Source organism: Marinobacter shunpengi, assembly GCF_045449715.1.
Lineage (GTDB): Bacteria > Pseudomonadota > Gammaproteobacteria > Pseudomonadales > Oleiphilaceae > Marinobacter.
On the sequence record NZ_JBJJLA010000019.1, the window covers coordinates 1 to 19,272 of the forward strand.

General features: G+C 56.6%; 20 protein-coding genes. 5 read left to right on the top strand and 15 right to left on the bottom strand.

What is annotated here, in order from left to right:
* Nucleotides 1-31: 31 nt before the first annotated feature.
* The 4 genes from ACJO3T_RS13520 to ACJO3T_RS13535 form a co-directional block, all read right to left on the bottom strand.
* On the bottom strand, nucleotides 32-985 hold the full coding sequence (locus tag ACJO3T_RS13520; protein ID WP_406964945.1) for an IS110 family RNA-guided transposase: 954 nt from the start codon (nucleotides 983-985) through the stop codon (nucleotides 32-34).
* 802 nt (nucleotides 986-1,787) lie between these two features.
* Nucleotides 1,788-2,078, bottom strand: coding sequence for a hypothetical protein (locus tag ACJO3T_RS13525; protein WP_406978785.1), 291 nt, complete (start codon nucleotides 2,076-2,078; stop codon nucleotides 1,788-1,790).
* 222 nt (nucleotides 2,079-2,300) lie between these two features.
* Nucleotides 2,301-2,654: a hypothetical protein gene (locus ACJO3T_RS13530; protein WP_328184501.1), complete on the bottom strand. Its 354-nt coding sequence runs from the start codon at nucleotides 2,652-2,654 to the stop codon at nucleotides 2,301-2,303.
* A 3-nt stretch (nucleotides 2,655-2,657) separates the two neighbouring features.
* Nucleotides 2,658-3,659: a hypothetical protein gene (locus tag ACJO3T_RS13535; protein ID WP_406963424.1), complete on the bottom strand. Its 1,002-nt coding sequence runs from the start codon at nucleotides 3,657-3,659 to the stop codon at nucleotides 2,658-2,660.
* Between the two features lie 573 nt (nucleotides 3,660-4,232).
* On the opposite strand from ACJO3T_RS13535, the gene ACJO3T_RS13540 reads away from it, so the two are divergent.
* Entirely contained in the window at nucleotides 4,233-4,499 is a 267-nt protein-coding gene (locus tag ACJO3T_RS13540) for a hypothetical protein (RefSeq protein WP_406963422.1), read from the top strand.
* Between the two features lie 196 nt (nucleotides 4,500-4,695).
* On the opposite strand, the gene ACJO3T_RS13545 is transcribed toward ACJO3T_RS13540, so the two are convergent.
* The 3 genes from ACJO3T_RS13545 to ACJO3T_RS13555 form a co-directional block, all read right to left on the bottom strand.
* The gene (locus tag ACJO3T_RS13545; RefSeq protein WP_406978787.1) at nucleotides 4,696-5,142 is read right to left on the bottom strand and encodes a YybH family protein; all 447 of its coding nucleotides are present in this window, start codon (nucleotides 5,140-5,142) and stop codon (nucleotides 4,696-4,698) included.
* A gap of 499 nt (nucleotides 5,143-5,641) precedes the next feature.
* On the bottom strand, nucleotides 5,642-6,223 hold the full coding sequence (locus ACJO3T_RS13550; protein WP_406978788.1) for a CHRD domain-containing protein: 582 nt from the start codon (nucleotides 6,221-6,223) through the stop codon (nucleotides 5,642-5,644).
* Nucleotides 6,224-6,438: 215 nt separating this feature from the next.
* Nucleotides 6,439-7,764, bottom strand: a complete 1,326-nt coding sequence (locus tag ACJO3T_RS13555) for an SCP2 sterol-binding domain-containing protein (protein ID WP_406978789.1) — start codon at nucleotides 7,762-7,764, stop codon at nucleotides 6,439-6,441.
* A 423-nt stretch (nucleotides 7,765-8,187) separates the two neighbouring features.
* Between ACJO3T_RS13555 and ACJO3T_RS13560 the strand changes: the two genes are divergently transcribed.
* Nucleotides 8,188-9,168, top strand: a complete 981-nt coding sequence (locus tag ACJO3T_RS13560) for a sensor domain-containing diguanylate cyclase (protein ID WP_406963419.1) — start codon at nucleotides 8,188-8,190, stop codon at nucleotides 9,166-9,168.
* Between the two features lie 116 nt (nucleotides 9,169-9,284).
* Here ACJO3T_RS13560 and ACJO3T_RS13565 read toward each other — a convergent pair whose 3' ends face one another.
* From ACJO3T_RS13565 to ACJO3T_RS13575, 3 genes are read right to left on the bottom strand one after another with little or no spacing between them, the layout of a single operon-like run.
* On the bottom strand, nucleotides 9,285-9,710 hold the full coding sequence (locus ACJO3T_RS13565; RefSeq protein WP_406978790.1) for a DUF6691 family protein: 426 nt from the start codon (nucleotides 9,708-9,710) through the stop codon (nucleotides 9,285-9,287).
* 1 nt (nucleotide 9,711) lies between these two features.
* Nucleotides 9,712-10,146, bottom strand: a complete 435-nt coding sequence (locus tag ACJO3T_RS13570) for a YeeE/YedE family protein (protein WP_406978792.1) — start codon at nucleotides 10,144-10,146, stop codon at nucleotides 9,712-9,714.
* Nucleotides 10,143-10,472 carry a metalloregulator ArsR/SmtB family transcription factor gene (locus ACJO3T_RS13575; RefSeq protein WP_406963416.1) on the bottom strand — a complete coding sequence of 110 codons (330 nt, stop codon included), beginning with the start codon at nucleotides 10,470-10,472 and terminating at the stop codon, nucleotides 10,143-10,145. The genes ACJO3T_RS13570 and ACJO3T_RS13575 overlap by 4 nt, the downstream gene beginning before the upstream one ends.
* A 95-nt stretch (nucleotides 10,473-10,567) precedes the next feature.
* Here ACJO3T_RS13575 and ACJO3T_RS13580 point away from each other — a divergent pair, with 95 nt between their 5' ends.
* Nucleotides 10,568-11,428, top strand: coding sequence for an MBL fold metallo-hydrolase (locus ACJO3T_RS13580; RefSeq protein WP_406978793.1), 861 nt, complete (start codon nucleotides 10,568-10,570; stop codon nucleotides 11,426-11,428).
* Nucleotides 11,429-11,567: 139 nt separating this feature from the next.
* Here the strand turns inward: ACJO3T_RS13580 and ACJO3T_RS13585 are convergent, their stop codons facing one another.
* The 3 genes from ACJO3T_RS13585 to ACJO3T_RS13595 form a co-directional block, all read right to left on the bottom strand.
* Nucleotides 11,568-12,272, bottom strand: a complete 705-nt coding sequence (locus tag ACJO3T_RS13585; RefSeq protein ID WP_406963414.1) for a hypothetical protein — start codon at nucleotides 12,270-12,272, stop codon at nucleotides 11,568-11,570.
* Nucleotides 12,273-12,633: 361 nt separating this feature from the next.
* Nucleotides 12,634-13,395, bottom strand: a complete 762-nt coding sequence (gene bamJ, locus ACJO3T_RS13590; protein ID WP_406978794.1) for a BamJ family beta-barrel-assembly machinery protein — start codon at nucleotides 13,393-13,395, stop codon at nucleotides 12,634-12,636.
* Nucleotides 13,396-13,526: 131 nt separating this feature from the next.
* The gene (locus ACJO3T_RS13595; RefSeq protein WP_406963412.1) at nucleotides 13,527-14,165 is read right to left on the bottom strand and encodes a hypothetical protein; all 639 of its coding nucleotides are present in this window, start codon (nucleotides 14,163-14,165) and stop codon (nucleotides 13,527-13,529) included.
* A 491-nt stretch (nucleotides 14,166-14,656) separates the two neighbouring features.
* Between ACJO3T_RS13595 and ACJO3T_RS13600 the strand changes: the two genes are divergently transcribed.
* The gene (locus tag ACJO3T_RS13600) at nucleotides 14,657-15,142 is read left to right on the top strand and encodes a VOC family protein (protein ID WP_406978795.1); all 486 of its coding nucleotides are present in this window, start codon (nucleotides 14,657-14,659) and stop codon (nucleotides 15,140-15,142) included.
* Nucleotides 15,143-15,327: 185 nt separating this feature from the next.
* Here ACJO3T_RS13600 and ACJO3T_RS13605 read toward each other — a convergent pair whose 3' ends face one another.
* A complete protein-coding gene (locus ACJO3T_RS13605; protein WP_406978796.1) occupies nucleotides 15,328-17,358 on the bottom strand; it encodes a bifunctional 2',3'-cyclic-nucleotide 2'-phosphodiesterase/3'-nucleotidase in 2,031 nt (676 codons plus the stop codon).
* Nucleotides 17,359-17,764: 406 nt separating this feature from the next.
* On the opposite strand from ACJO3T_RS13605, the gene ACJO3T_RS13610 reads away from it, so the two are divergent.
* Nucleotides 17,765-18,508 (top strand): esterase/lipase family protein, encoded by a 744-nt coding sequence (locus ACJO3T_RS13610; protein WP_406978797.1) that lies wholly within the window; start codon nucleotides 17,765-17,767, stop codon nucleotides 18,506-18,508.
* Nucleotides 18,509-18,525: 17 nt separating this feature from the next.
* Here the strand turns inward: ACJO3T_RS13610 and ACJO3T_RS13615 are convergent, their stop codons facing one another.
* Complete coding sequence (locus ACJO3T_RS13615; protein ID WP_406978798.1) at nucleotides 18,526-19,269, bottom strand: pseudouridine synthase; 744 nt, start codon at nucleotides 19,267-19,269, stop codon at nucleotides 18,526-18,528.
* Nucleotides 19,270-19,272: the final 3 nt, after the last annotated feature.

Below are 19,272 nucleotides of genomic sequence, written 5' to 3' on the forward strand. Positions count from 1 at the left end.
TAACAAGTGACTGTGGTGTCAAACTCATTAATTAGGCCATATTTTCACGCCATGGCTCACCGTTTTTCATCATGGTATTGAGCACCACGATCATCTTTCTCATGCAGGCGATGAGGGCGACTTTCGGCATCTTCCCCTGGGCTTTCAGGCGCTCGTAGAATCGCTTGAACACGGGGTTGCACTGGATCGATGAGAGCATGGCCATGAACATCACCGTGCGTACTCTGTGGCGTCCTCCCCGTATCCGTCGCTTGCCGTTGAGCTTGCCACTGTCCCGGTTAATAGGTGCGACCCCGACCAGGGCAGCAATCTCCTTTCGGTTGAGAGAGCCAAGCTCTGGCAGCTCACTGAGCAACGTATAGGCAAGCACTTTGCCGACGCCGGGGACACTGGTCAGGATTTCGGTTTTGGTTCGCCAGTGATCCACTTTGGCCACTTCCTGTTCGATCTGCCGGGTGATGGTGTCGATCTGATTCTGGAGCACTCGGAGCAGGGTTTTGATGGAGCGATGGAGTGATTTTGGCATGATCTGGAGACGGTTTTTCTCCATGGTGGACATCTCCAAAAGCTGTGCCCGTCGTGCCAGGAGGTCTTTGATTTTCTGAGAGGTTTTGTCCGGGATCGGTCTGAACTCCGGCTTGATGGTGGCGGCATATCGGGCGATGACCTGGGCATCGATCCGGTCGGTTTTCGCCAGCACACCGATGGCCTGGGCGTAGCGGCGGACACTGATGGGATTGACGACAATGATCGGTAATCCCGCCTGGTGGCAGGCTGACACCAGGGCATGCTCGTAGCGCCCGGTGGCTTCGACAACGATACGCTCGATGTCGTACTTCTTCAGGACCTGGACCAGATGGCGGATGTAGGCGTCGTTATTGGGAAAGGAATGCGATTGTCCGGTGGGGTGGATGGCAACGTCCAGGTTGGCTTTGCCGACGTCGATACCGATGTTGACTGGGGTTTGGACTTCCGTGTGTTTCATAATAAGCTGACTCTGCCTTGCTATACGGGCTCGAGGCCCCGATGACTGTTCGAGTTATCGCTTGAGAGTCATGCAGCGCTACGCACTTGTTATCGGTCTCTCGAAAGAGGAGCCGTCGCTACACCGAGCTGCTGCATGAAGGCCCCCAGTGGCCGCTGGGGGTGGGCCTCAATTTACCCAAACACGGCAGAAATTATCCATACAAGAAGCAGCAGGCCGACCTACGGCGGCTGTGCTGAGCGTTATAAGGGGACTTAAATGGATGGCGGCGGGATTCCAGGTCCAGAATTGGATGGCGTCCATTGCTCTCGGTGCAGTTTATATTATCCATCTAAGCACTTGGAGTGTCCTCACTGTCCCGAAATGAGTGACACCGAGGCGAAAGACTACGGGCAAAAAGTTCGTAGTGAGATAGTTGGTTCCAACAGACCGCTTGCAAAATTTTTTCTATGGTCGACCGTTATTGTTCTGATATTTATGGTTATTTTGTCGTTGCCCTTATAACAATTCACAGCACCGGACGCCACGTGCGTGGCGCCGGTGTGCTCCGCGTTAGCGAGTAGAAGCTATGGAGTAGCATACTACTAAGACATACTCTCTACTAAGAGACAGGCACATACTAAGAAGAGAGCTTCATCCGGTAACCTTGGTGGTTGGTGAAGGGCAGGGAACTCAGTTCGATCGGTGGGAATCAGCTTTTGGCGACAGGTTTGTTAGAAAATCATTGAATTTCGCCGAATTTTACTCACGTCCGGTCCCTGGCAGTAGCCAGTAGGGTGTAAGTCAGGGGAGAGGCGATACGTCAGCCAGCGGATCGTCGTCGGTCCAGGTGAGCCAGCCGGTTGTCGTGGAATCGGTCTTCGAACTCAGTGGCTTCGGCAAGCCATTCCTCGGTACTCAGGCCGAGTCTTTTCAGGATCGGTGGCTGGTGCTCCGGGATGTGTCCACGCTTGTTGGGATTGATGATTCGCCCGGTGTAATCCACCAGTTCCAGGTAGTCGTTCAGTGAGAACAGAATGCCCCATTGCGGTTGGTTTCTGATCGCCCCCTCGAAGTTTAGTAGTGGTTTGACGGGGAGGCGGAATTGCTTCAAGAAGAGCTGTTCACTTTGGGACTGGACCGCTTCTGACAGATTGAACCTGGGAGCTATTCGTTCATGGATACTGGTGTAGTTGGACGTTTCCGGTGTTTCTGCCATGGCTGCTCGAACCGGGTTCAGGTCTACATAGGCCATGCAGCTCGAAAAGATCGAGAATGCCTGTCCCCGAGACAACCGAGCTATCACCTTGATGGGGTGGTGTTCAGGCTCTGACCCTCACCCAAAATCAAAGATCACGGCAGCGAATACCAACAGCACGAAGCCATGCCCAGCAACCATGAACACCCATGCCCGGAGCCGGTCAGCCCTCGTTGTATATCGCTTTACATCCGATGTTTTGAGCTGACGGTTGTCTACATCAGTAAAGAAAAATTCTGGTAATGCGACAGCGTATGCGTACCATACCAGCCGCCCGCCAACCCCATCCCACGGGCAGGGACGGGGCTTGCCTTCTGCCATGATGGCTTTCTCGATTCTCGCCATGGACAAACGGCCAAAAACCAGCCAGGAAACCATGACCGTTAGCAGGCATCCGGCGAACACAAATGCAAATATGAGCTCTCCATCCATGCGTCAGTCGCCCGTAAAGTAGTCGTAGATTCTTCCAAAAAGGTTCTGGCCACGCTCGTCAGCTTGATACGCGGCGTAAGCACCAACGGCAACTGCGGAGCCAATCATCAGCGCCCATCCCCAGGGTGTGGCTGCTAATGCGACTCGGGCCATAGTCATGGCTACCGTTTTGCCAGTGACAAACCCTGCTGAGGTGGCGCCAGCCAGACCGCCGGTTTGTGCAACGAGTTCCCGCTCCCACTCTTCTTCATTCCGGTAGCTCTGGTAAACCTTGTTGGCCCTGAATCCCACATCCGCCACAATGATGCCACGTCCGGCATATTGCAGGCCCTGAGAAAAACGGCTGACAGCCTGGCCTTCATGCATGTCGGCGACATGAATCCCACGTCCCTTATGCCGTTCAGCCAATGTGACACCGCGATCGGCTCCGGTGATCGCGGTACCTTTGTTCTTGCCAAAGTCAGAACCCGGAGCCAGTCGTTGTAGTTCTTGCTGGAAGTAACGGTTAAGCCGCTCGTAGGTCGATTGAACGTTTTGCCTCAACTGGGCTTTCGTCTGAGCAGGGCCTCGTCCCACTCGGGAGAACTCGTTCAGCTTTACAAGCGCCTCCTGGTACTGACTCAGCGCATTCATAAAACTGTTCGTCCTGGCACCAAGAATCGTGGCTCCCATACCGGCAGCCGAGTTGGTACTGCTGGCATTGTCTGGATTTAGTTGACTCTGAACCCACTCGACAAATAACGCCAACCGAACCGTGTCCTGCCCATGCTGGTCCACGCAGCAGCCAAGCCGCTGTCTGGACTTCTCGGGTAGGCTGTTAAGCATATTGCTGACCGCCTGATCCTGCGGGCTCGGATCGATCGCGAGACAGTAGGCATAGTCCTTGGATACGGATTGACAGCCAAACATCGCTTGACGAGCTCTCGCGTAGTCGTCGAGGGCTGCTGAGGGTTCACAAAAATCAGAAAGGGTGGACGAGTGTCGGGGGATGACGATATCCGTCATGGCGAGGCTCCTGTATCTATCCTTGAAATTGCACTATTTCAGAGAACTACTATAAATCTTGAAATAGAAGCGTCCTGATGCCGTATGCCCTGAACCGAACGTTCGGACAACGTCTCTGGTCCGGTCTACGAACCGTAGAAAGTATTCCACACCAATCTACGTCCGGCAACCTCCTGCCCCAACGTAACGGTGATTTGACGAGATGTCTTCTGACCGGGAAAACGGTCATCGTGACCATGAAAAGATTAGAGTCAGGCATAGCTAAAAGAAGAAGCTTTTGGTGGTTGTCCTGGTACCGTTCTTCGAACTCAGCGGCTTCGGCAAGCCATCCGTTGGTACTGAGTTCGAGTCTTTTCAGGATGGGCGGTTGGTGTTCCGGTATGTGTCCGCGCTTGTTGGGATTGATGATCCGCCCCGGTGTAATCCACCAGTTCCAGATAATCATATAGACTGAAGAGCGTCCCCCTTTGTAAAGCTGTCAAGACACACAAAAGCAAGAAAGGCTGTGAGAAAAACGAATGAGAGACGGACAGGCGTAATCACTGTGCTCTATTTGCGGATACGGAGGCTGCGATGAAAGTGATATCGATAGGCATGCGCCTGATCTTGCCCGGCGCGTTCGTTCTGTTCCTCACCGGTTGTTCGATAACATCCCATATGGGGCCCCCTGAGGGAGGGCTTGAAAATCTGGAATTTGGTAAGACACCAAGTGCTGCCGATACCGTCAACCTGGCGAAGGGCTGGGAGTTCAGTCCAATCGGCGAGAATGAGCTTCTGGCGACAGGTTTGGGTTTAGATCACGAATTTTCACCACATCTGGCCCCTGGCAGCCGTCAGTAGGATGTAAGTCGGGGGAAGTGGGGGCGTCAGGCCGTGGATCGTCGTCGGTCCAGGTAGTCGTTTGGCGAAAACAGGATGCCCCGTTGCGGTTCGTTCCTGACAGCCCCTTCGAAATCGAGTAGCGGTTTTCGCCACAGCGCCTTGCTCTCAAGGCGCTCAGTGGATTAGTCGGTTAACGAATTACCCGGACCGGACCCTAATTGACCCGAACCGGGTCATGGCTCGGTTGCCACTCCATGATCAGTGACATGTCTTCCGGATTGAACGGGCAGGAAAAGTGTTCGTGCACGATCCGCCATTGCTCACCATCCCGACGCCACACCTGGGTGCCGCGCATCCAGCCACCCTGTTTCTCGCCATCTAACGTCGCCCCGCAATAGGTCAGGCTGTGAGCCACTGCCAGCGAATCGGAGGCCTCCACCTTCAGATCGTACATTTCAAAAAAAGGATCGCCGGGGCAGGACTCCATACATTTTCCCCAGTGCTCCCGGTACGCCGCTGCCCCCTCCACCTGCAAGGCAAGAATGGCATCAAACGAACGAATGTCAGTGTGATACAGCGCCATGACCGCATCCAGGTCATTGTTGGCAGCAGCCTCCATCCAGCGCTGTGAGAGGGTTTTGATGGTGGTTTCGATATTCATGATCGGGCTCCCTGGTTAGATAGACTCATCCATGAGTCGAATTGGGGAATGCCTTTTCGACAGCGCCGCCGGATTTTTTGTGGGACTTCGTATGGATCTGTTCAGACAAAGCATCTCCCAAAGGCGCGAAATAACGTCATGTCCCCTTTGACCCAAATCTTTCGGAGCGCGAGGGCAAGAAGAAAAGGGCAAGAAGAAAGTGGACAGATTTATTTCAAGGGCGTCGACTCTTCAAAAAAACAGGCCGGTTCCGGTTCTCCCAGTACCGGTTCCCCAAACTCTCAGTATTTGGCGGTTCCGGCTCAGACCCGGTTGAAGGCCAAGCTCAGCAGCCACCGGTTACCGCTTCCAGTCCTTGTGACGTGATGCCTGTAGAGATCCGACCGAAAGAGCACGACCCGCTCGAACAAGTTGAAAATATTCTTTTCGACTTTCCGTTCCAAGGCTGGCGGTCGCAAGGATTGACGTGGGCTGCGGGTATTACGCATTCTGACCACTGTTACCGTCGGCGACGTGTAACCGCGAGGCCTAGTAGGCCCAGCCCCAGTATCAGCAGTGAACCGGGTTCGGGGACCCGCACGATCTGGCCGCGTAATTCGCCTCCAGGATGGTCGAGTGTGTGGAAGTTGAGGTAGAGGTTACCCTGCAAAAGGGCCGACAGTTGTTCAGAGAGTGTCGTGTTGTTGCCCTCGAGTAGATCCCAGGCGCTGAATACCGTGCCGGCAACGGGGTCGATGACGAGATCGCCGTTCAGGTCGTTGTTTGGGCTCATTAGGCCGAAGACCACGCCTCCGTTGATCTGGGGCGGTGCTGCATGAATATGCATTGCCACCACGTTGTCGCCGGGATCCGCTGTCTGCGAGCCGTTCAGGTCGAGGCCCGAAAGCGTGACCATGATCTCAAGGCGCGTCTGGGCTTCGTTCAGTGTCAGTGTCGCCGTGCCGCTGGCCGCAGTGGTCACCGGGGGCGCTTCCTGGTCGCCGCTGAGGGTCGCGGTAAATGTGATGGGCAGGGCATGTACAGGCGCTGAGACCATCGCTATCAGCAGCGCGAGCAGTGAGGTGGATACTCGATAGCTCATGGTGATTCTCCGGCGCGTTTATGTTGCGGTGAGTCGCGCAATAAACGCACCATCAGCGGGAAAAGCTCCCCTTATGAGTAAATTGGAATCACGGGCGCTTCGGCATTCGGGAGACAGTGTAATAATTCCTGACAGTGGTGCAGGAAAGGCGTGCTCCTACTCCGCCATTATGCTGGAGACCACTCGATACTCTGCCAACTCCAGCCCCAACCTGTTCAGACAAAGCATTTCCCAAAGGCGCGAAATAACGTCATGTCCCCTTTGACCCGGACCTTTCGGAGCGCGAGGGCGGCCAGCACGTTGTACTCGCGGGAGACGACCTTGAGCCAGGTTGCCGAGTCGGCGGTCACTGTGATGTCCGCTTCTCCCACATGGTCGCGTTCGATGGTGAGTTGGCTGTCCTTTATCTCGATCGTGGCCTGGATCTTCTCGTCGCCGGTAAAGGTCCAGTGATAGCGGGCGTCCACCCCTTTGGCACGGCCCCGCTGGAAGCTGAGTGGCATCATGCGCAGGAGCATGTCCACGGATTGCGGACGAATCTGTGGGCGAACCCGTTTGATTTCCTTGTGAGGGAACCGTTGTCCCGCGTGTTTTTCGGCGTCCGAGTGGGGTAGCACGTAGACGGTTTCCTCCTGTTCCGTTAACGGCCGCAGTACCTGCTTGACGTAACTCTTCTTGTCTTCGAGGAAGGGGTTGATGGCATCCTCGCCGGCCGGGCAGACGGCCAGGCAGTAGGCCGCCTTGTAGCCGGGCTTGAAGGACAGGGACTGCCAGATGGAGGCCGTTTCCCCATCCGTGAAGCGCTTGCGGTAGTCCTTGGCGCTTTTGGCATCGGCGAGGGTATGGACCCAGTCGCCGAAATTGCCCAGGAACTCACGGTAGTTATGGGTGAAGCAGCTCATGAAGTCGAAGCCACCGTCGGTCTTGATGGCACCCACGGGGCAGGCCGCCACGCACAGGTTGCAGCCCAGGCAGGGGTTGTAGTCGATCGGTTTATCGTAGGCGGTGGCTTCCTCGCCGATGAGTATGGTGCCCAGGAGCACGAAGCTGCCGAACTTCGGGTGAATGACGTTCCGGTGCAGGCCGATCATCCCCAGCCCGGCTTCCACCGCAACGGGCTTGTGCGACACCATCCAGCCGCGCCCGGGAAGCTGCACCTCCATGGGAAAGGCGGCGACGGCATTGCAGGCGGGGATGCCCTGGGCCTCCAGTGCACGGACGATTCGTCGGGCCGTGTCATTCACGTCGTCATAGACGGCGTGGAATTCCTGATTGGCGACGGAGCGGGCGGGCGAGCGTACCGGTTCCCGGTTCATTCTTATGACGAACGACAGCAACGACTTCGCCGGCTCGAACACCTTGCCGATATAGGGGCGGTCCATTTCCAGCGCTGGCCGGTTGACCTCCACCAGGCCGACATCGTCAGCACCGCATTCCAGGGCCAGGTCCTTCAGGAAGGTCGCGTCAATAGGACCTGAACGTTTTTGGGCGGCGCCGTTGGCGCGAACCTTTACAACAGTGGGGTGGTTGTCCATCTTCATGCCGGCCTCCGGGGCTGTGGGTTGAACCAGGAATCATTGAATGCAAGGCACTGTGCGCTCCGGTGAAGGGTTTTCCATTCGGGGCGGTTGTTCAGTGGCCGTTTTATATTTCGGCCATCATATTATGATCATAATATAATTTGTGCAAGGGATGGAGGAAGGGAAGTGCCAGTGCAATCGACCTCGAATGGGTGAAGAGATTGCTGGGGTGCAGGAGTGAGTATTGAGCCAGTAAGTTCTGGTCCGAGGGCTTTCAGTGTAAAATGTTCCGACAGGGTGATTGAGAAAAACAGCAGTTATCAAGGACGGGCCACGCTAAAGTCATCAAGACGGGACTACAACCATTAAGGATATAGGTACCGCGCAGAACCCTCGCCATCGCATCTTCGGCTCTATGCTGGAAATTCGCCTAAAGGAAGTTGAATGGAACAGCCACCGATCGATATGAACCCCTTCAACGACTTCGAGTCGGCTAGTCGTGCCGTTCTCCGTTTCCTTCATGATCGAATAGACATGGGCTTGTGGATGATGACACGGACCGAGGGCCATGACTGGATCGTGCTTCAGGCAGATGATCACCGGTACGGTGTAGAGGAGGGGACCGTGTTCCAGTGGGTGGATAGCTATTGCTCTCGCATGGCCCGGGGAGAGGGTCCAAGAGTGGCGCCCAACGCCTCTGAAGTGGCTGTTTATGCGGAAGCGCCCATCAATGAACAGATTGAGATAGGTGCGTATATCGGAGTTCCTGTATGCAGAAATGACGGTTCATTGTTTGGCACGCTCTGCGCGATTGACCCTAGTGCGAAAAGGGAGTCAATGGAGAACGAACTCCCGCTCGTTGAGTTGTTGGGAAAGCTTCTTGGAACCGTGTTATCGAGTGAACTGTTGGCTGTCGATATAGAAAGGGCTCTGGAGAAGAGCCGGCGTGAAGCAACAACGGACGATCTGACAGGTCTTGTCAATCGACGCGGTTGGGGGGCAGCCATTGAGGCGGAAGAAGCCAGGGCCGGTCGGTATGGCAGTCCTACGAGCATAATGATCGTCGATGTGGATGGTCTCAAAGAGATCAACGACACCCAGGGGCATGCCCAGGGAGATGATTTGCTATGTCGTGTGGCTCTGGCCCTCAAGGACGCTGTAAGAGAAAGCGACCTGGTAGCTCGACTTGGTGGTGATGAGTTCGGGGTCATGGCAGTCGAATGCGGCCGGACTGAGTTGGATAGCCTTCTTGATAGGGTACGTTCGTCCTTTGCCAGGAACGGTGTTGCGGCCTCGATAGGTACAGCTACCCGTGATCCGAAGCTCGGACTGCTGGGTGCTATATCCGATGCTGACCGACAGATGTATGTTGAGAAAACAGCCCGACGCCGAAAGGTAGGTGGTTCAGGGGGCAGGCAGGATTAAAGCCGTGCACAATCAGAGCCTGGATTACGGTAGCGCTGTTATTGGCGGTAGTCCTCTTTGCCTGCACCACCTCATTAGTGTCTGAGGCCGGCTTACTAAAGAGCGCGACATTGAAATTAGCCAGCGCGGCGTTGCTCCAGTATTTCAAACAGCCCCATACCTGCCAGCATTGCCGCGACGAACACTATAGCCTTGAGTTCGCCTGCTCCCAATGCCACCAGGGCAGGGCCCGGGCAGAAGCCGGCCAGACCCCAGCCCACGCCGAAGCCCAGTCCACCCAAAATCAGGCGCTTGTCCAGGTGTGTGGCGGTGGGTAGACGCAGGGGCGCGCCCAGCCATGAGCGGTTTCGGCCCCTGGCGAGCCGGAAGCCTACCAGGCCAACGGCCACCGCAGCCCCCATCACCAGTGCCAGGGAAGGATCCCAGGCGCCAGCAAGATCCAGGAAGGCCAGTACCTTGGCCGGATTGGCCAGGCCGGACACCAGTAAGCCCAGTCCGAATACCAGGCCGGTGATCAGTGCGGAAAGAAGGTGGCGGTTCATATCAGTTCCCCAGCAGATGACGGGCGACGTAGACAGTGGCAAAGCCGGTGGCCATGAAGCAAACGGTGGCCACCAGGGAGCGCGGCGACAGCCTGGAGATCCCGCAGACCCCGTGCCCGCTGGTGCAGCCGCTGCCGTACCGGGTGCTGATGCCAACAATCAGGCCAGCGATGACCAGTATCGGGTAGCTGGCGGCGATGGTCAGTTCCGGAGCAGCCCATGCCACTGTCCAGATCACGGGCGCCAGTACCAGGCCCGCGACGAAGGCCAGCCGCCAGCCGACATCCCCTGCCTGGGGTCGCAGCAGACCACCCACAATGCCGGATATGCCGGCAATGCGACCGTTGAGCAGCAGGAACGCCACCGCCGCCAGGCCGATGAGGGCCCCGCCGGTCAGCGCCGATACCGGGGTAAATGCATTCCAGTCTACAGTCACGATGCTTCTCCTTTGGGTTGGCAATAGAGTTCATAGAGCGTCTGGAGCAACACCAGCACGCTTTTGTCGGCAATTCGGTAGTGGATATGCTTGCCTTGACGTCGGGTGGCCACCAGTCCTTCCCGGCGCAGCACTCCCAGCTGCTGGGACAGGGTAGGCTGGTGAATTGCCAGCCGTGTCTCCAGGTCGCTCACGCACAGTTCTTCCTGGCTAAGCTGGCAAAGCAGCAGCAGCCGGTCCTCGTGTGCCAATAACCGCAGCATGGCGGTGGCTTCACCGGCATTCTCGCGCATTTGGGCCACACTCAGATGGGAGGTATCAGCCATCAGATCATCTCTCTTCACTAAAACAATATATTTTCAGATATTATGTATAAAAGTATATTGATTTTATCGTCGGACCGGAATACAGGAGAACCCCCATGCGTCCCCAGGTAGAAGCCTTCCTCGACCCGGACACCGAAACCTGGAGTTACGTGGTGTACGAAGGCGCAGGTGGCCATGCTGTGGTCATAGATCCGGTGCTGGATTACGATCCCAGGGCGGGCCGGACCTGCACCGCAGGTGCCCAGCGCCTGGTGGACTTTGTGAAGCGGCACAATCTCACCGTCGACTGGGTGCTGGAGACCCACGCCCATGCCGACCATCTTTCCGCTGCACCCTTTGTGCGTGATCAGGTAGGCGGCCGGCTGGCCATAGGCGAGCATATCCGTGAGGTGCAGGCGACATTCCGCGAGGTGTTTAATCTGGGGAAGGAATTCCTCTGCGACGGCAGTCAGTTCGACCACCTGTTCAGCGACGGCGAGACCTTTTCTGTCAGCGAGCTGAAAGGCCGGGTGATTCATGTGCCGGGTCATACCCCGGCAGACATGGCCTGGCTGATCGGCGATGCCCTTTTCGTGGGCGACACCCTGTTTATGCCCGATAGCGGTACTGCCCGTTGCGATTTCCCGGGGGGCGATGCCGGTACCCTGTATCGCTCCATCCGGAAGCTTCTGACCTTACCCGAGCAAACCCGTGTATTTGTCTGTCATGACTATCCCGGAGGCCGGCGAGAATACGCTTGCCAGACCACCGTCGGTGAGCAGAAACACCACAACATCCATATCCGTGAAGGTGTTAGCGAGGCGGAATTTGTCAGTATGCGGGAGGCGAGGGATGCCACTCTGGAGATGCCGCGACTGATACTGCCCTCGGTGCAGGTGAATATACGGGGCGGGCGAATGCCGCCGCCGGAAGGCAACGGGGTAAGCTACCTGAAACTCCCCATCAACCGCTTGTAAGGAAAAAGTCAGGAAGAAGCAAAGAAGGGCAAAACGGAAAGGCATAACAACGCAAAGGACGACGAGTACCTGCCCATCGTAATAAAAAACCCCAGCCAGGCAGGCCGGGGTTTTCTGAAGTGCTAGAGTCGAGTGGTGATTAGTTATTAACCAACCAACGGTTGGCATATTCGCGCATTACCTCGCCAGGTTCGCCGCCCGTACCGCCGATGGGGGCAAAGTGAGTGCCGGACGTTGTCTCCTGGCTGTAGCGAGTCGAGTTACGACGGCAGTTGCTGGCATTGAAGGGCAGTGCCGGGGCCAGCACGTCACCGGTGCTGAAGATGCAGACAACGTCAACATCGCTAGCCACAGGGCGATCGATCCGGGTGGTGTAAACGGTGTCGGGCTGAACGGCGATCACGCAATCCGCATCCAGGCGATTCGCAGCATTGAAAGAACCACCGCCACCTTGAGAGTGACCAGAGGTACAGACTTTGGGATCTGACCCAACAATGTTGCTGTAACGGCTCTTCGCCTGGTTAACCGCGCTTTCCACATCCCTGCCATTTCCGGACTGGGTAGTGGTGGCAGCGGCGACCAGGACACACTGCTCTGCAACAGACTCCAGCATGCCGCTGTATGCGCTTACGGTACCGCCGGTCCCGTTGCCCCAGCCCAGAATGTTGTAATTACCGCTACCACCGCTCGGTACAAAGAACCGAGCGCCGGAACCTCGTTCGGTGTCAACGTCGCAGGCACCGCCGCCGCCACCACCGACGGCCAGCGCTGAGCCTGACATAAAAAGTCCTGAGGCCAGAACGGCTGCAATGCTTCCAAGTTTCATCTTTGTTGACAGTTTCATAACAAACCCCTTTGTTTGTACGTTATGTTGATATTTTTTACACTTGAACAAATGCATGAAAAGTAACGATTCAAATTACAACCATGAAAACGTACTGAAAGCACCTGCGCCCAAACCTGACGTCTAGCGTCTGGTGCAGGGTCACAAATAGGGTAAAAGCCAGGCTTTCCTCTTGCTATCACACGAAATTCAAAAATAGGTATATTCGTGGAATCTCAAAGTAATTAATAATGACCCTTTGCACAGAAGGGAAGCACGACAGGTATGATGATCCATAGCCTTGGAAGAGGTCGTTCTTCGCCTCAGGGGCTTAATAAAGTTCAGTATTTTTAGTGGCCTGGGGGGGGCTATTACATAGCGCTTACGAGTCTTTCATCTTATTAATTTCCAGTAGCTCAACATCAAATACCAGCACGGCATTCGGGCCAACGTATTGTCCTGCTCCTTCCTCTCCATAGGCAATGTCGGAAGGAATATACAGCTCCCACCTGGAGCCTACTGACATCAACTGGAGTGCTTCGGCCCAACCTTCGATGAGTCGCTTGACTTCAACGGTGTACGGTTCATTACGGCTGTAGGTACTGTCGAATTCGGTGCCATCGACATAGGTACCTCGATAGTGCACAGTCACTTCATCGTCTGCCGTCGGGTTATAGTCACCATCACCTTCGGTGATGACCTTGTACTGCAAACCGCTCTCAGTGATTACCACGCCGTCCTTATTGGCATTCTCCGCCAGGAAGGCTTCTCCTTCCCGTTCGTTTTTCTCAGCCTCCACGGCCCGTTCTGCGTCTTTCTTTTTATTATGAATCCGCTGATAGATTTCGATGGTGGCGGCGATTTCTCCATCGGACATTTTCATTTCGTCGCCGTCAAATACCTCTCGCATCGCCGTCGCCAGCATGTCGACATCCAATGCAACGCCCTCGGCCTTGAAGTTCTTTGCCAACTCAGCGCCATAGGCATAGCTGTAACGGTCATCCAGATCGTCAAAGAATGGCTGTTCTTCGTTAGCTACTGTTGTTTTCTGTTCTGACTCCCCGGGTTGAGACTGTTCACTGTAGGCTCCCATGGATACCGTGCCTATCAATAATGCCATGGCAGCGACTGTGTATTTTCTCATGTGACTTCCTCACTGAACTGAAATTAAAGAACCAACATTATAAGAATGTCGAAGCAGAAATTATTCACGCAAATAATAAAAAACCTCAACCATATAGGCTGAGGTTTTTAAAGAGCTGGCGCTAGAAGCGATTAGTTAACCAACCAACGCTCGGCATATTCACGCATTACGTCGCCAACGGCGCCGCCATCACCGGAGGTCGGCGTAAAGTGAGTACCAGAAGTAAGTTCCTGGGTGTACCTGGTTGAGTTGCTACGGCAATTCCTGCCGTTAAACGGTGATGCCGGTGCCAGGGTATCCCCTGTGCTGAAGATACAGACAACGTCGACGTCGCTGGCTACCGGACGATCAATGCGGGTGGTGTAGACGGTGTCAGGCTGAACGGCGATGACGCAGTCTGCATCCAGGCGATTCGCGGCGTTGAAGGAACCACCGCCACCCTGGGAATGGCCAGACGTACAGACCTTCGGATTGGAACCAACAATGTTGGCGTAACGGCTCTTCGCCCGGTTAACCGCGTTTTCCACATCCCTACCGTCGCCGGACTGAGAGGTAGTGGCTGCCGCCACCAGGATACATTGCTCCGCGACAGACTCCAGCATACCGTCGTAGTTGCTCACGGAACCACCGGTACCGTTACCCCAGCCGAGGATGTTGTAGTTACCATCACCACCGCTGGGTACAAAAAATTCTGCGCCCAACGACCTTTCGGTGCTGACGCTGCAATCACCGCCGCCACCGCCGCCGACAGCGAGTGCGGAACCTGACATAAAGAGCCCTGACGCGAGGACGGCGGCTATGCTCCCCAGTTTCATTTTTGTTGACATTTTCATAAGAAACCTCTTTTTTATAATTTACGTTGTAACTTTGATCTTTACATAACCTAATGGAAAGTAAGAGTTCAGATTACAACCAAATAAACACACTGATCTGTACCTGAGCTCAGACCTGAAAGGGGTCTTTGCACCAGGATCCAGGGAAGTGTAAAAGCGAGGTTTATCTCCTGCTATCACCCGGAAGCCGCAAAGAATCTCCTGGCGGAATGTCGAGTGATCAAATTTTGCACTAAATCATCTTTCTTTCATATTTGCCAACATGGACACATTGGGTGTAACTCTAAATTCGAAAAACGTGCGTGAATGGAATATGGGGTTTTTCTATTGTGGGAAAGCGCATACGTGTCGATCAGGTCAGGTTTCGCACGACAAGTTACCAGTAGGTCGCATACAGCTGATCTACGTTGACCAAGGAGCACTGAATCATGACGACCACACCAAAGAACAGAATCTGCCTCTGGTACGACGGCACTGCCGAGGAAGCAGCACGCTTTTACGCCGATACGTTTCCGGATTCGGAGGTCCTTGCCGTTAACCGTGCACCGGGGGATTATCCCGCAGGCAAAGCGGGAGATGTTATCACCGTTGAGTTCACTGTATTGGGTATTCCATGCCTGGGACTTAATGGCGGGCCAGCGTTCACGCACGATGAGGCGTTTTCATTTCAGGTAGCCACGAGAGACCAGGCTGAAACGGATCGCTACTGGAATGCCATTGTCGGCAACGGAGGCAAGGAAAGCGCCTGCGGCTGGTGCAGGGACAAGTGGGGAATCTCCTGGCAGATAACCCCGATCGTACTGACCGAGGCCGTTACCGATCCCGACCCCGCCAGGGCCAAGCGGGCCTTTGAGGCGATGATGCAGATGGGGAAAATTGATATCGCTACGATTGAGGCTGCGGTTCGCGGCTAGCCGTTATAGGGACGTGTCGATTTCGTTTCCTTCAGCCCGACTAGTCAGGGAGTCAGACAGATTTTCCTTCCTGCAAACGAACGGAGCTGGACACCATGAAACTGTACGGAGCCCCCCCGACCATCGCCGAGTCCTTCGCTGCCCTGGCAACCTGACCAGGGCCAGCCGTTCCGGCTCGGAGGAAGTTACTGCAGGTTCAGTTCGTAGACCGCCTCGTTGTTGCCGTTCACTTCCAGGAAGCTGGCGTTCATGGCGTTGTCGGCCACGAAGTTGCGGGCGCGGTCGGTGTTGGGCACCCGGAACACCACGGTCAGGTCCACGCTGGCGGAAATGGGTGCAATGGACCAGTTCTCATCCGCAGTCGGGGTAACCGGGCTGTTGTCGCGGATGTAATTGGCCAGCACGGTGCGGTTGGCGTCGGGTGAGTTGATCACCACATGGTCGCTGCCGGTTCCCGGGAACACGCCCCCGTTAGCCCGGTAGTTATTGCTGGCGACGATGAACTCCTGGTCCGACGTGACCGGCTGGCCTTCGAACTGCAGGTCCACGATGCGTTGGGCACCCGGGTTCAGTACGTTGCAGGTACCGTCGGTCCTGGGGGGGCGGGTGACGTCAATCTGGTAGGTAACACCATCGATGACATCGAAATTGTAGGTGGGGAAGCCGGTGAAGTTCACCAGTTCCTGGGGGGCGGTGGAATCCACGTCGATCTGGTTGAACTGGGAGGCAGAGCACTCCAGCCAGCCCCGGAGTTCATCGCCGTTGAGTTTCACCGCCATCAGGGTGTTCGGATACAGGTAGAGGTCGGCGGCGTTACGCAGGGTGAGTTCTCCGGCGGGCACGGTGGTGAAGCTGCTTTCCTCGGCACAGATACCTTCACGGTCGCAGGCCTTGAACGGCGCGGCGGCGGAAAGCACTGGCAGGTCCTGCAGGTTGACGTCCCCCTGGATCAGTTCCTCCACATAGGCCTTCTGGGCGTCGCTGACGATCTGGATCGACGGGTCGTCCTTTACCACTGCCAGGAAGGAGAACATGTCGTCGGTGGACTCGCCGATGGGGGTGCCCATGTAGTCGCGGGTGGCCTGGTCATCCTCGGCCAGCAGGGCGGCGATGGTGCTGTCCGCATCCACCACGGATTCGCCGTCCACCTGGATCGGCCGCGCCTCGACCTGGCTGTCCGCCACGGTCCAGGCGTCGCTGTCCACATTGTACTTCAGGGTCAGGTCGATGATGCCCAGGTGGCTGCCCCAGTAGCCGGGCATGACGGCGGGAATGCCCTTGATGGTGCCCTTGTCGATGTCCACTTCCGCGGTGTCCGCGAAGGCGTCGGAGGGAAACACGAGGTGGCTGTGGCCGAACATGATGGCGTCGATACCCTCTACTTCCGAGAGGTACCAGGTACTGTTCTCCGCCTTGGCGTCCTCGCTGTAGGCCTGGGTGCTGACGCCAGAGTGAGGAATGGCCACGATCAGGTCGGCACCCTTTTCCTTCATCTCGGGCACGAATTTTTCGGCGGTGGCGCGAATGTCCTTGGCGATCACCTGGCCGGTCAGGTTGTCCTTGTCCCATTGCATGATCTGCGGGGGCACGAACCCGATAAAGCCGATAGTCAGTTCGTACAGGTTACCTTCGTTATCCTGGACCTGTTTGTCCACCAGCAGGTAGGGATCGAAATAGGGGACATCGTTGTCCGGGTTGTCGTCGCCATCATCGGCGTAGATGTTGGCGCTGATGTAGGGGAAGCTGGCATCGTTAACGCTTTCGGCCAGGTATTCCAGGCCATAGTTGAACTCATGGTTGCCATAGTTGCCCACGGTGTAGTCCAGCTCGTTCATGGCCTTGTAGACCGGGTGCACGTCCTCCGCTGACATGCCTTCGGCATGGCGCCAGTCACCCATGGGGCTGCCCTGGATCAGGTCGCCATTGTCCACCAGCACGCTGTTTGGGGCCTCGCTCATCTCGTTGCGGGCCTCGCGAATGAGCGTGGCGGTGCGCACCAGGCCAATGGAGGAATCCGGCTGGTCACTGTAGTAGTTGTAGTCCATGACATTGGCGTGAATGTCAGTGGTTTCCATCAGGCGCAGTTCCACTGTCGCGGTGTTGGTGGACGGGCCATCGTCGTCATCGCTGCCGCAGCCAGCCAGCAACGTGGCGGTCACCAGGGGGAGGGCGATGGCAATGGGGGATGGGGTGAACGTGCCTGTTCGACGTTTCATGGAGACTCCTTGCTCGGGATATCGGAAATAGTTCTGAAGTGGGGCCACCAGTCTTTTGCCTGGATTTCGTTAGGTGGCGAAGTTCAGCCTCAGGCTAGGGGGAGCCTGTGACGCCGGTGTGAACGGCGTCTTACCGGGCGATGACGATACCGAGACAGCGGGGATGACAAGGCAAACCCGGAAACCGGGGCAGGCACTGCATGGAATGGGTGGTCGTCTTCCAGACCGAATGCCATAGGCCGGGGATTCCGTGTCGCTGATGGTATGATGATGAACGCTAGCACCGTGTCGCCGCACGACGTCGTCGGCCTGGCGCGTCTGAGGTTCAGTGCACCGGGACGGTGACAGCAACAGGAAACGGGTTAAAAGCGGCTGGATGACAGCTCCATCCTGCCGCCGGAGGAGAATGACCAGGATGCGGTATTCCATTTCCATTCCAGGCAGTATTCTGTGCCTGGTGATGCTGCTGGTAGGCGCGCAGGGGGCCCAGGCGGATCAGGCTGATTCCCCCGTTGTGCTGCTTCACGGCCTGGCACGTTCGCACCATTCCATGGACGACATGGCCGAGGCCCTGACGGCGGCGGGGTTCCGCCCGTGCAATATCGACTACCCCTCCACTGACCACCCCATCGGGAAACTGGCCAGCGACTACGTTGTCCCGCAGATCCTGGAATGTGTCGGCCCGGAGAGTGATAGCGAGGTCGCGTTTGTGACCCATTCCCTGGGCGGTATCATCGTGCGGTATCTGAACGACGGGGATGCGCCGTTCCGCTTTGGGCGGGTGGTAATGCTGGGGCCGCCAAACCAGGGCAGTGAGGTTGTGGATAAACTTGGCGGGCTGGCGCCTTTCCAGTGGATCAACGGACCCGCCGGAAACCAGTTGGGAACCGGGAGCGATTCGGTTCCGCAGTCGTTGGGATCCACCGATCTCGACGTCGGGATTATCGCCGGCCATGATTCCATCAACCTGATCCTGTCGACCCTTATCCCCGGGGACGATGACGGCAAGGTTTCCATCGAGCGGGCGAAACTTGAGGGCATGCAGGACTTTATCACCGTGCCGGTCAGCCACCCTTTCCTGATGACGGATGATGAGGTGATTGAACAGACCGTTCACTTCCTGCAGGACGGCGAGTTCCAGCATCCTTAGTATGCCGGGCGCAAGCGTCAGGTAACGACCGGTCGACCGACGTTCCCGGTGATGGCCGCTTGCCCGGCGGGCACGGACCGGACCTCGTCTGTCGTCAGGCTCCGCCAGGTGCCGGGCATCAGATCCCGGGGCAGGGCGATTTCACCAATACGCTCCCGGTGCAGGCTGGTCACCTGGTTACCAACGGCATGGAACATGCGCTTCACCTGGTGGTAGCGGCCTTCAAGGATGGTCACCCGTGCTTCGTTGGGCCCAAGCCGTTCGAGCGTGGCGGGGGAGGTGGTCAGGCCTTCGTAGGCAAACCAGATGCCCTCCGCAAACCGTTGCGCGGTATGGGGCTCGATGGGGCGAAGGGTGGTTACCCGGTAGACCTTGGGTAATTTGACCTCGGGTTCTGTCAGGCACCGTGACCAGGTGCCATCATTGGTCAGGATCATCAGTCCGGTACTGGCCCGGTCCAGGCGTCCGGCAATGTGCAGGTCGGCCCTGATCTCCGGTGGTAGCAACTCCATGACCGTGGGATGAACGGGATCCCGGGTGGCGCTGAGGTATCCAGCCGGTTTGTTCAGCATCAGGTAGTGTGCCGGCAACGCCCGCTTGATGACCTTATCGCCCACCACCACGCCCTGGAAACGTGAAACCTCCCTGGCGGCATCGGTGCATACCTCTCCATCCACCCGTACCTTCCCGGAGGCAATGGCCCGGTTGGCCTGCTGGCGGCTGACACCATTCTGATTGCTTAGGATGCGGGAGAGTTTCACGGG

Coding starts and splice junctions, on each gene's coding strand:
- ACJO3T_RS13605 (WP_406978796.1), bottom strand. CDS start 17,358: ATGAAACGTCGAACAGGCACGTTCACCCCATCCCCCATTGCCATCGCC.
- ACJO3T_RS13565 (WP_406978790.1), bottom strand. CDS start 9,710: ATGAACCGCCACCTTCTTTCCGCACTGATCACCGGCCTGGTATTCGGA.
- ACJO3T_RS13540 (WP_406963422.1), top strand. CDS start 4,233: ATGAAAGTGATATCGATAGGCATGCGCCTGATCTTGCCCGGCGCGTTC.
- ACJO3T_RS13585 (WP_406963414.1), bottom strand. CDS start 12,272: ATGAAACTGTCAACAAAGATGAAACTTGGAAGCATTGCAGCCGTTCTG.
- ACJO3T_RS13530 (WP_328184501.1), bottom strand. CDS start 2,654: ATGGATGGAGAGCTCATATTTGCATTTGTGTTCGCCGGATGCCTGCTA.
- ACJO3T_RS13520 (WP_406964945.1), bottom strand. CDS start 985: ATGAAACACACGGAAGTCCAAACCCCAGTCAACATCGGTATCGACGTC.
- ACJO3T_RS13560 (WP_406963419.1), top strand. CDS start 8,188: ATGGAACAGCCACCGATCGATATGAACCCCTTCAACGACTTCGAGTCG.
- ACJO3T_RS13535 (WP_406963424.1), bottom strand. CDS start 3,659: ATGACGGATATCGTCATCCCCCGACACTCGTCCACCCTTTCTGATTTT.
- bamJ (WP_406978794.1), bottom strand. CDS start 13,395: ATGAGAAAATACACAGTCGCTGCCATGGCATTATTGATAGGCACGGTA.
- ACJO3T_RS13610 (WP_406978797.1), top strand. CDS start 17,765: ATGACCAGGATGCGGTATTCCATTTCCATTCCAGGCAGTATTCTGTGC.
- ACJO3T_RS13545 (WP_406978787.1), bottom strand. CDS start 5,142: ATGAATATCGAAACCACCATCAAAACCCTCTCACAGCGCTGGATGGAG.
- ACJO3T_RS13575 (WP_406963416.1), bottom strand. CDS start 10,472: ATGGCTGATACCTCCCATCTGAGTGTGGCCCAAATGCGCGAGAATGCC.
- ACJO3T_RS13580 (WP_406978793.1), top strand. CDS start 10,568: ATGCGTCCCCAGGTAGAAGCCTTCCTCGACCCGGACACCGAAACCTGG.
- ACJO3T_RS13595 (WP_406963412.1), bottom strand. CDS start 14,165: ATGTCAGGTTCCGCACTCGCTGTCGGCGGCGGTGGCGGCGGTGATTGC.
- ACJO3T_RS13555 (WP_406978789.1), bottom strand. CDS start 7,764: ATGAAGATGGACAACCACCCCACTGTTGTAAAGGTTCGCGCCAACGGC.
- ACJO3T_RS13600 (WP_406978795.1), top strand. CDS start 14,657: ATGACGACCACACCAAAGAACAGAATCTGCCTCTGGTACGACGGCACT.
- ACJO3T_RS13550 (WP_406978788.1), bottom strand. CDS start 6,223: ATGAGCTATCGAGTATCCACCTCACTGCTCGCGCTGCTGATAGCGATG.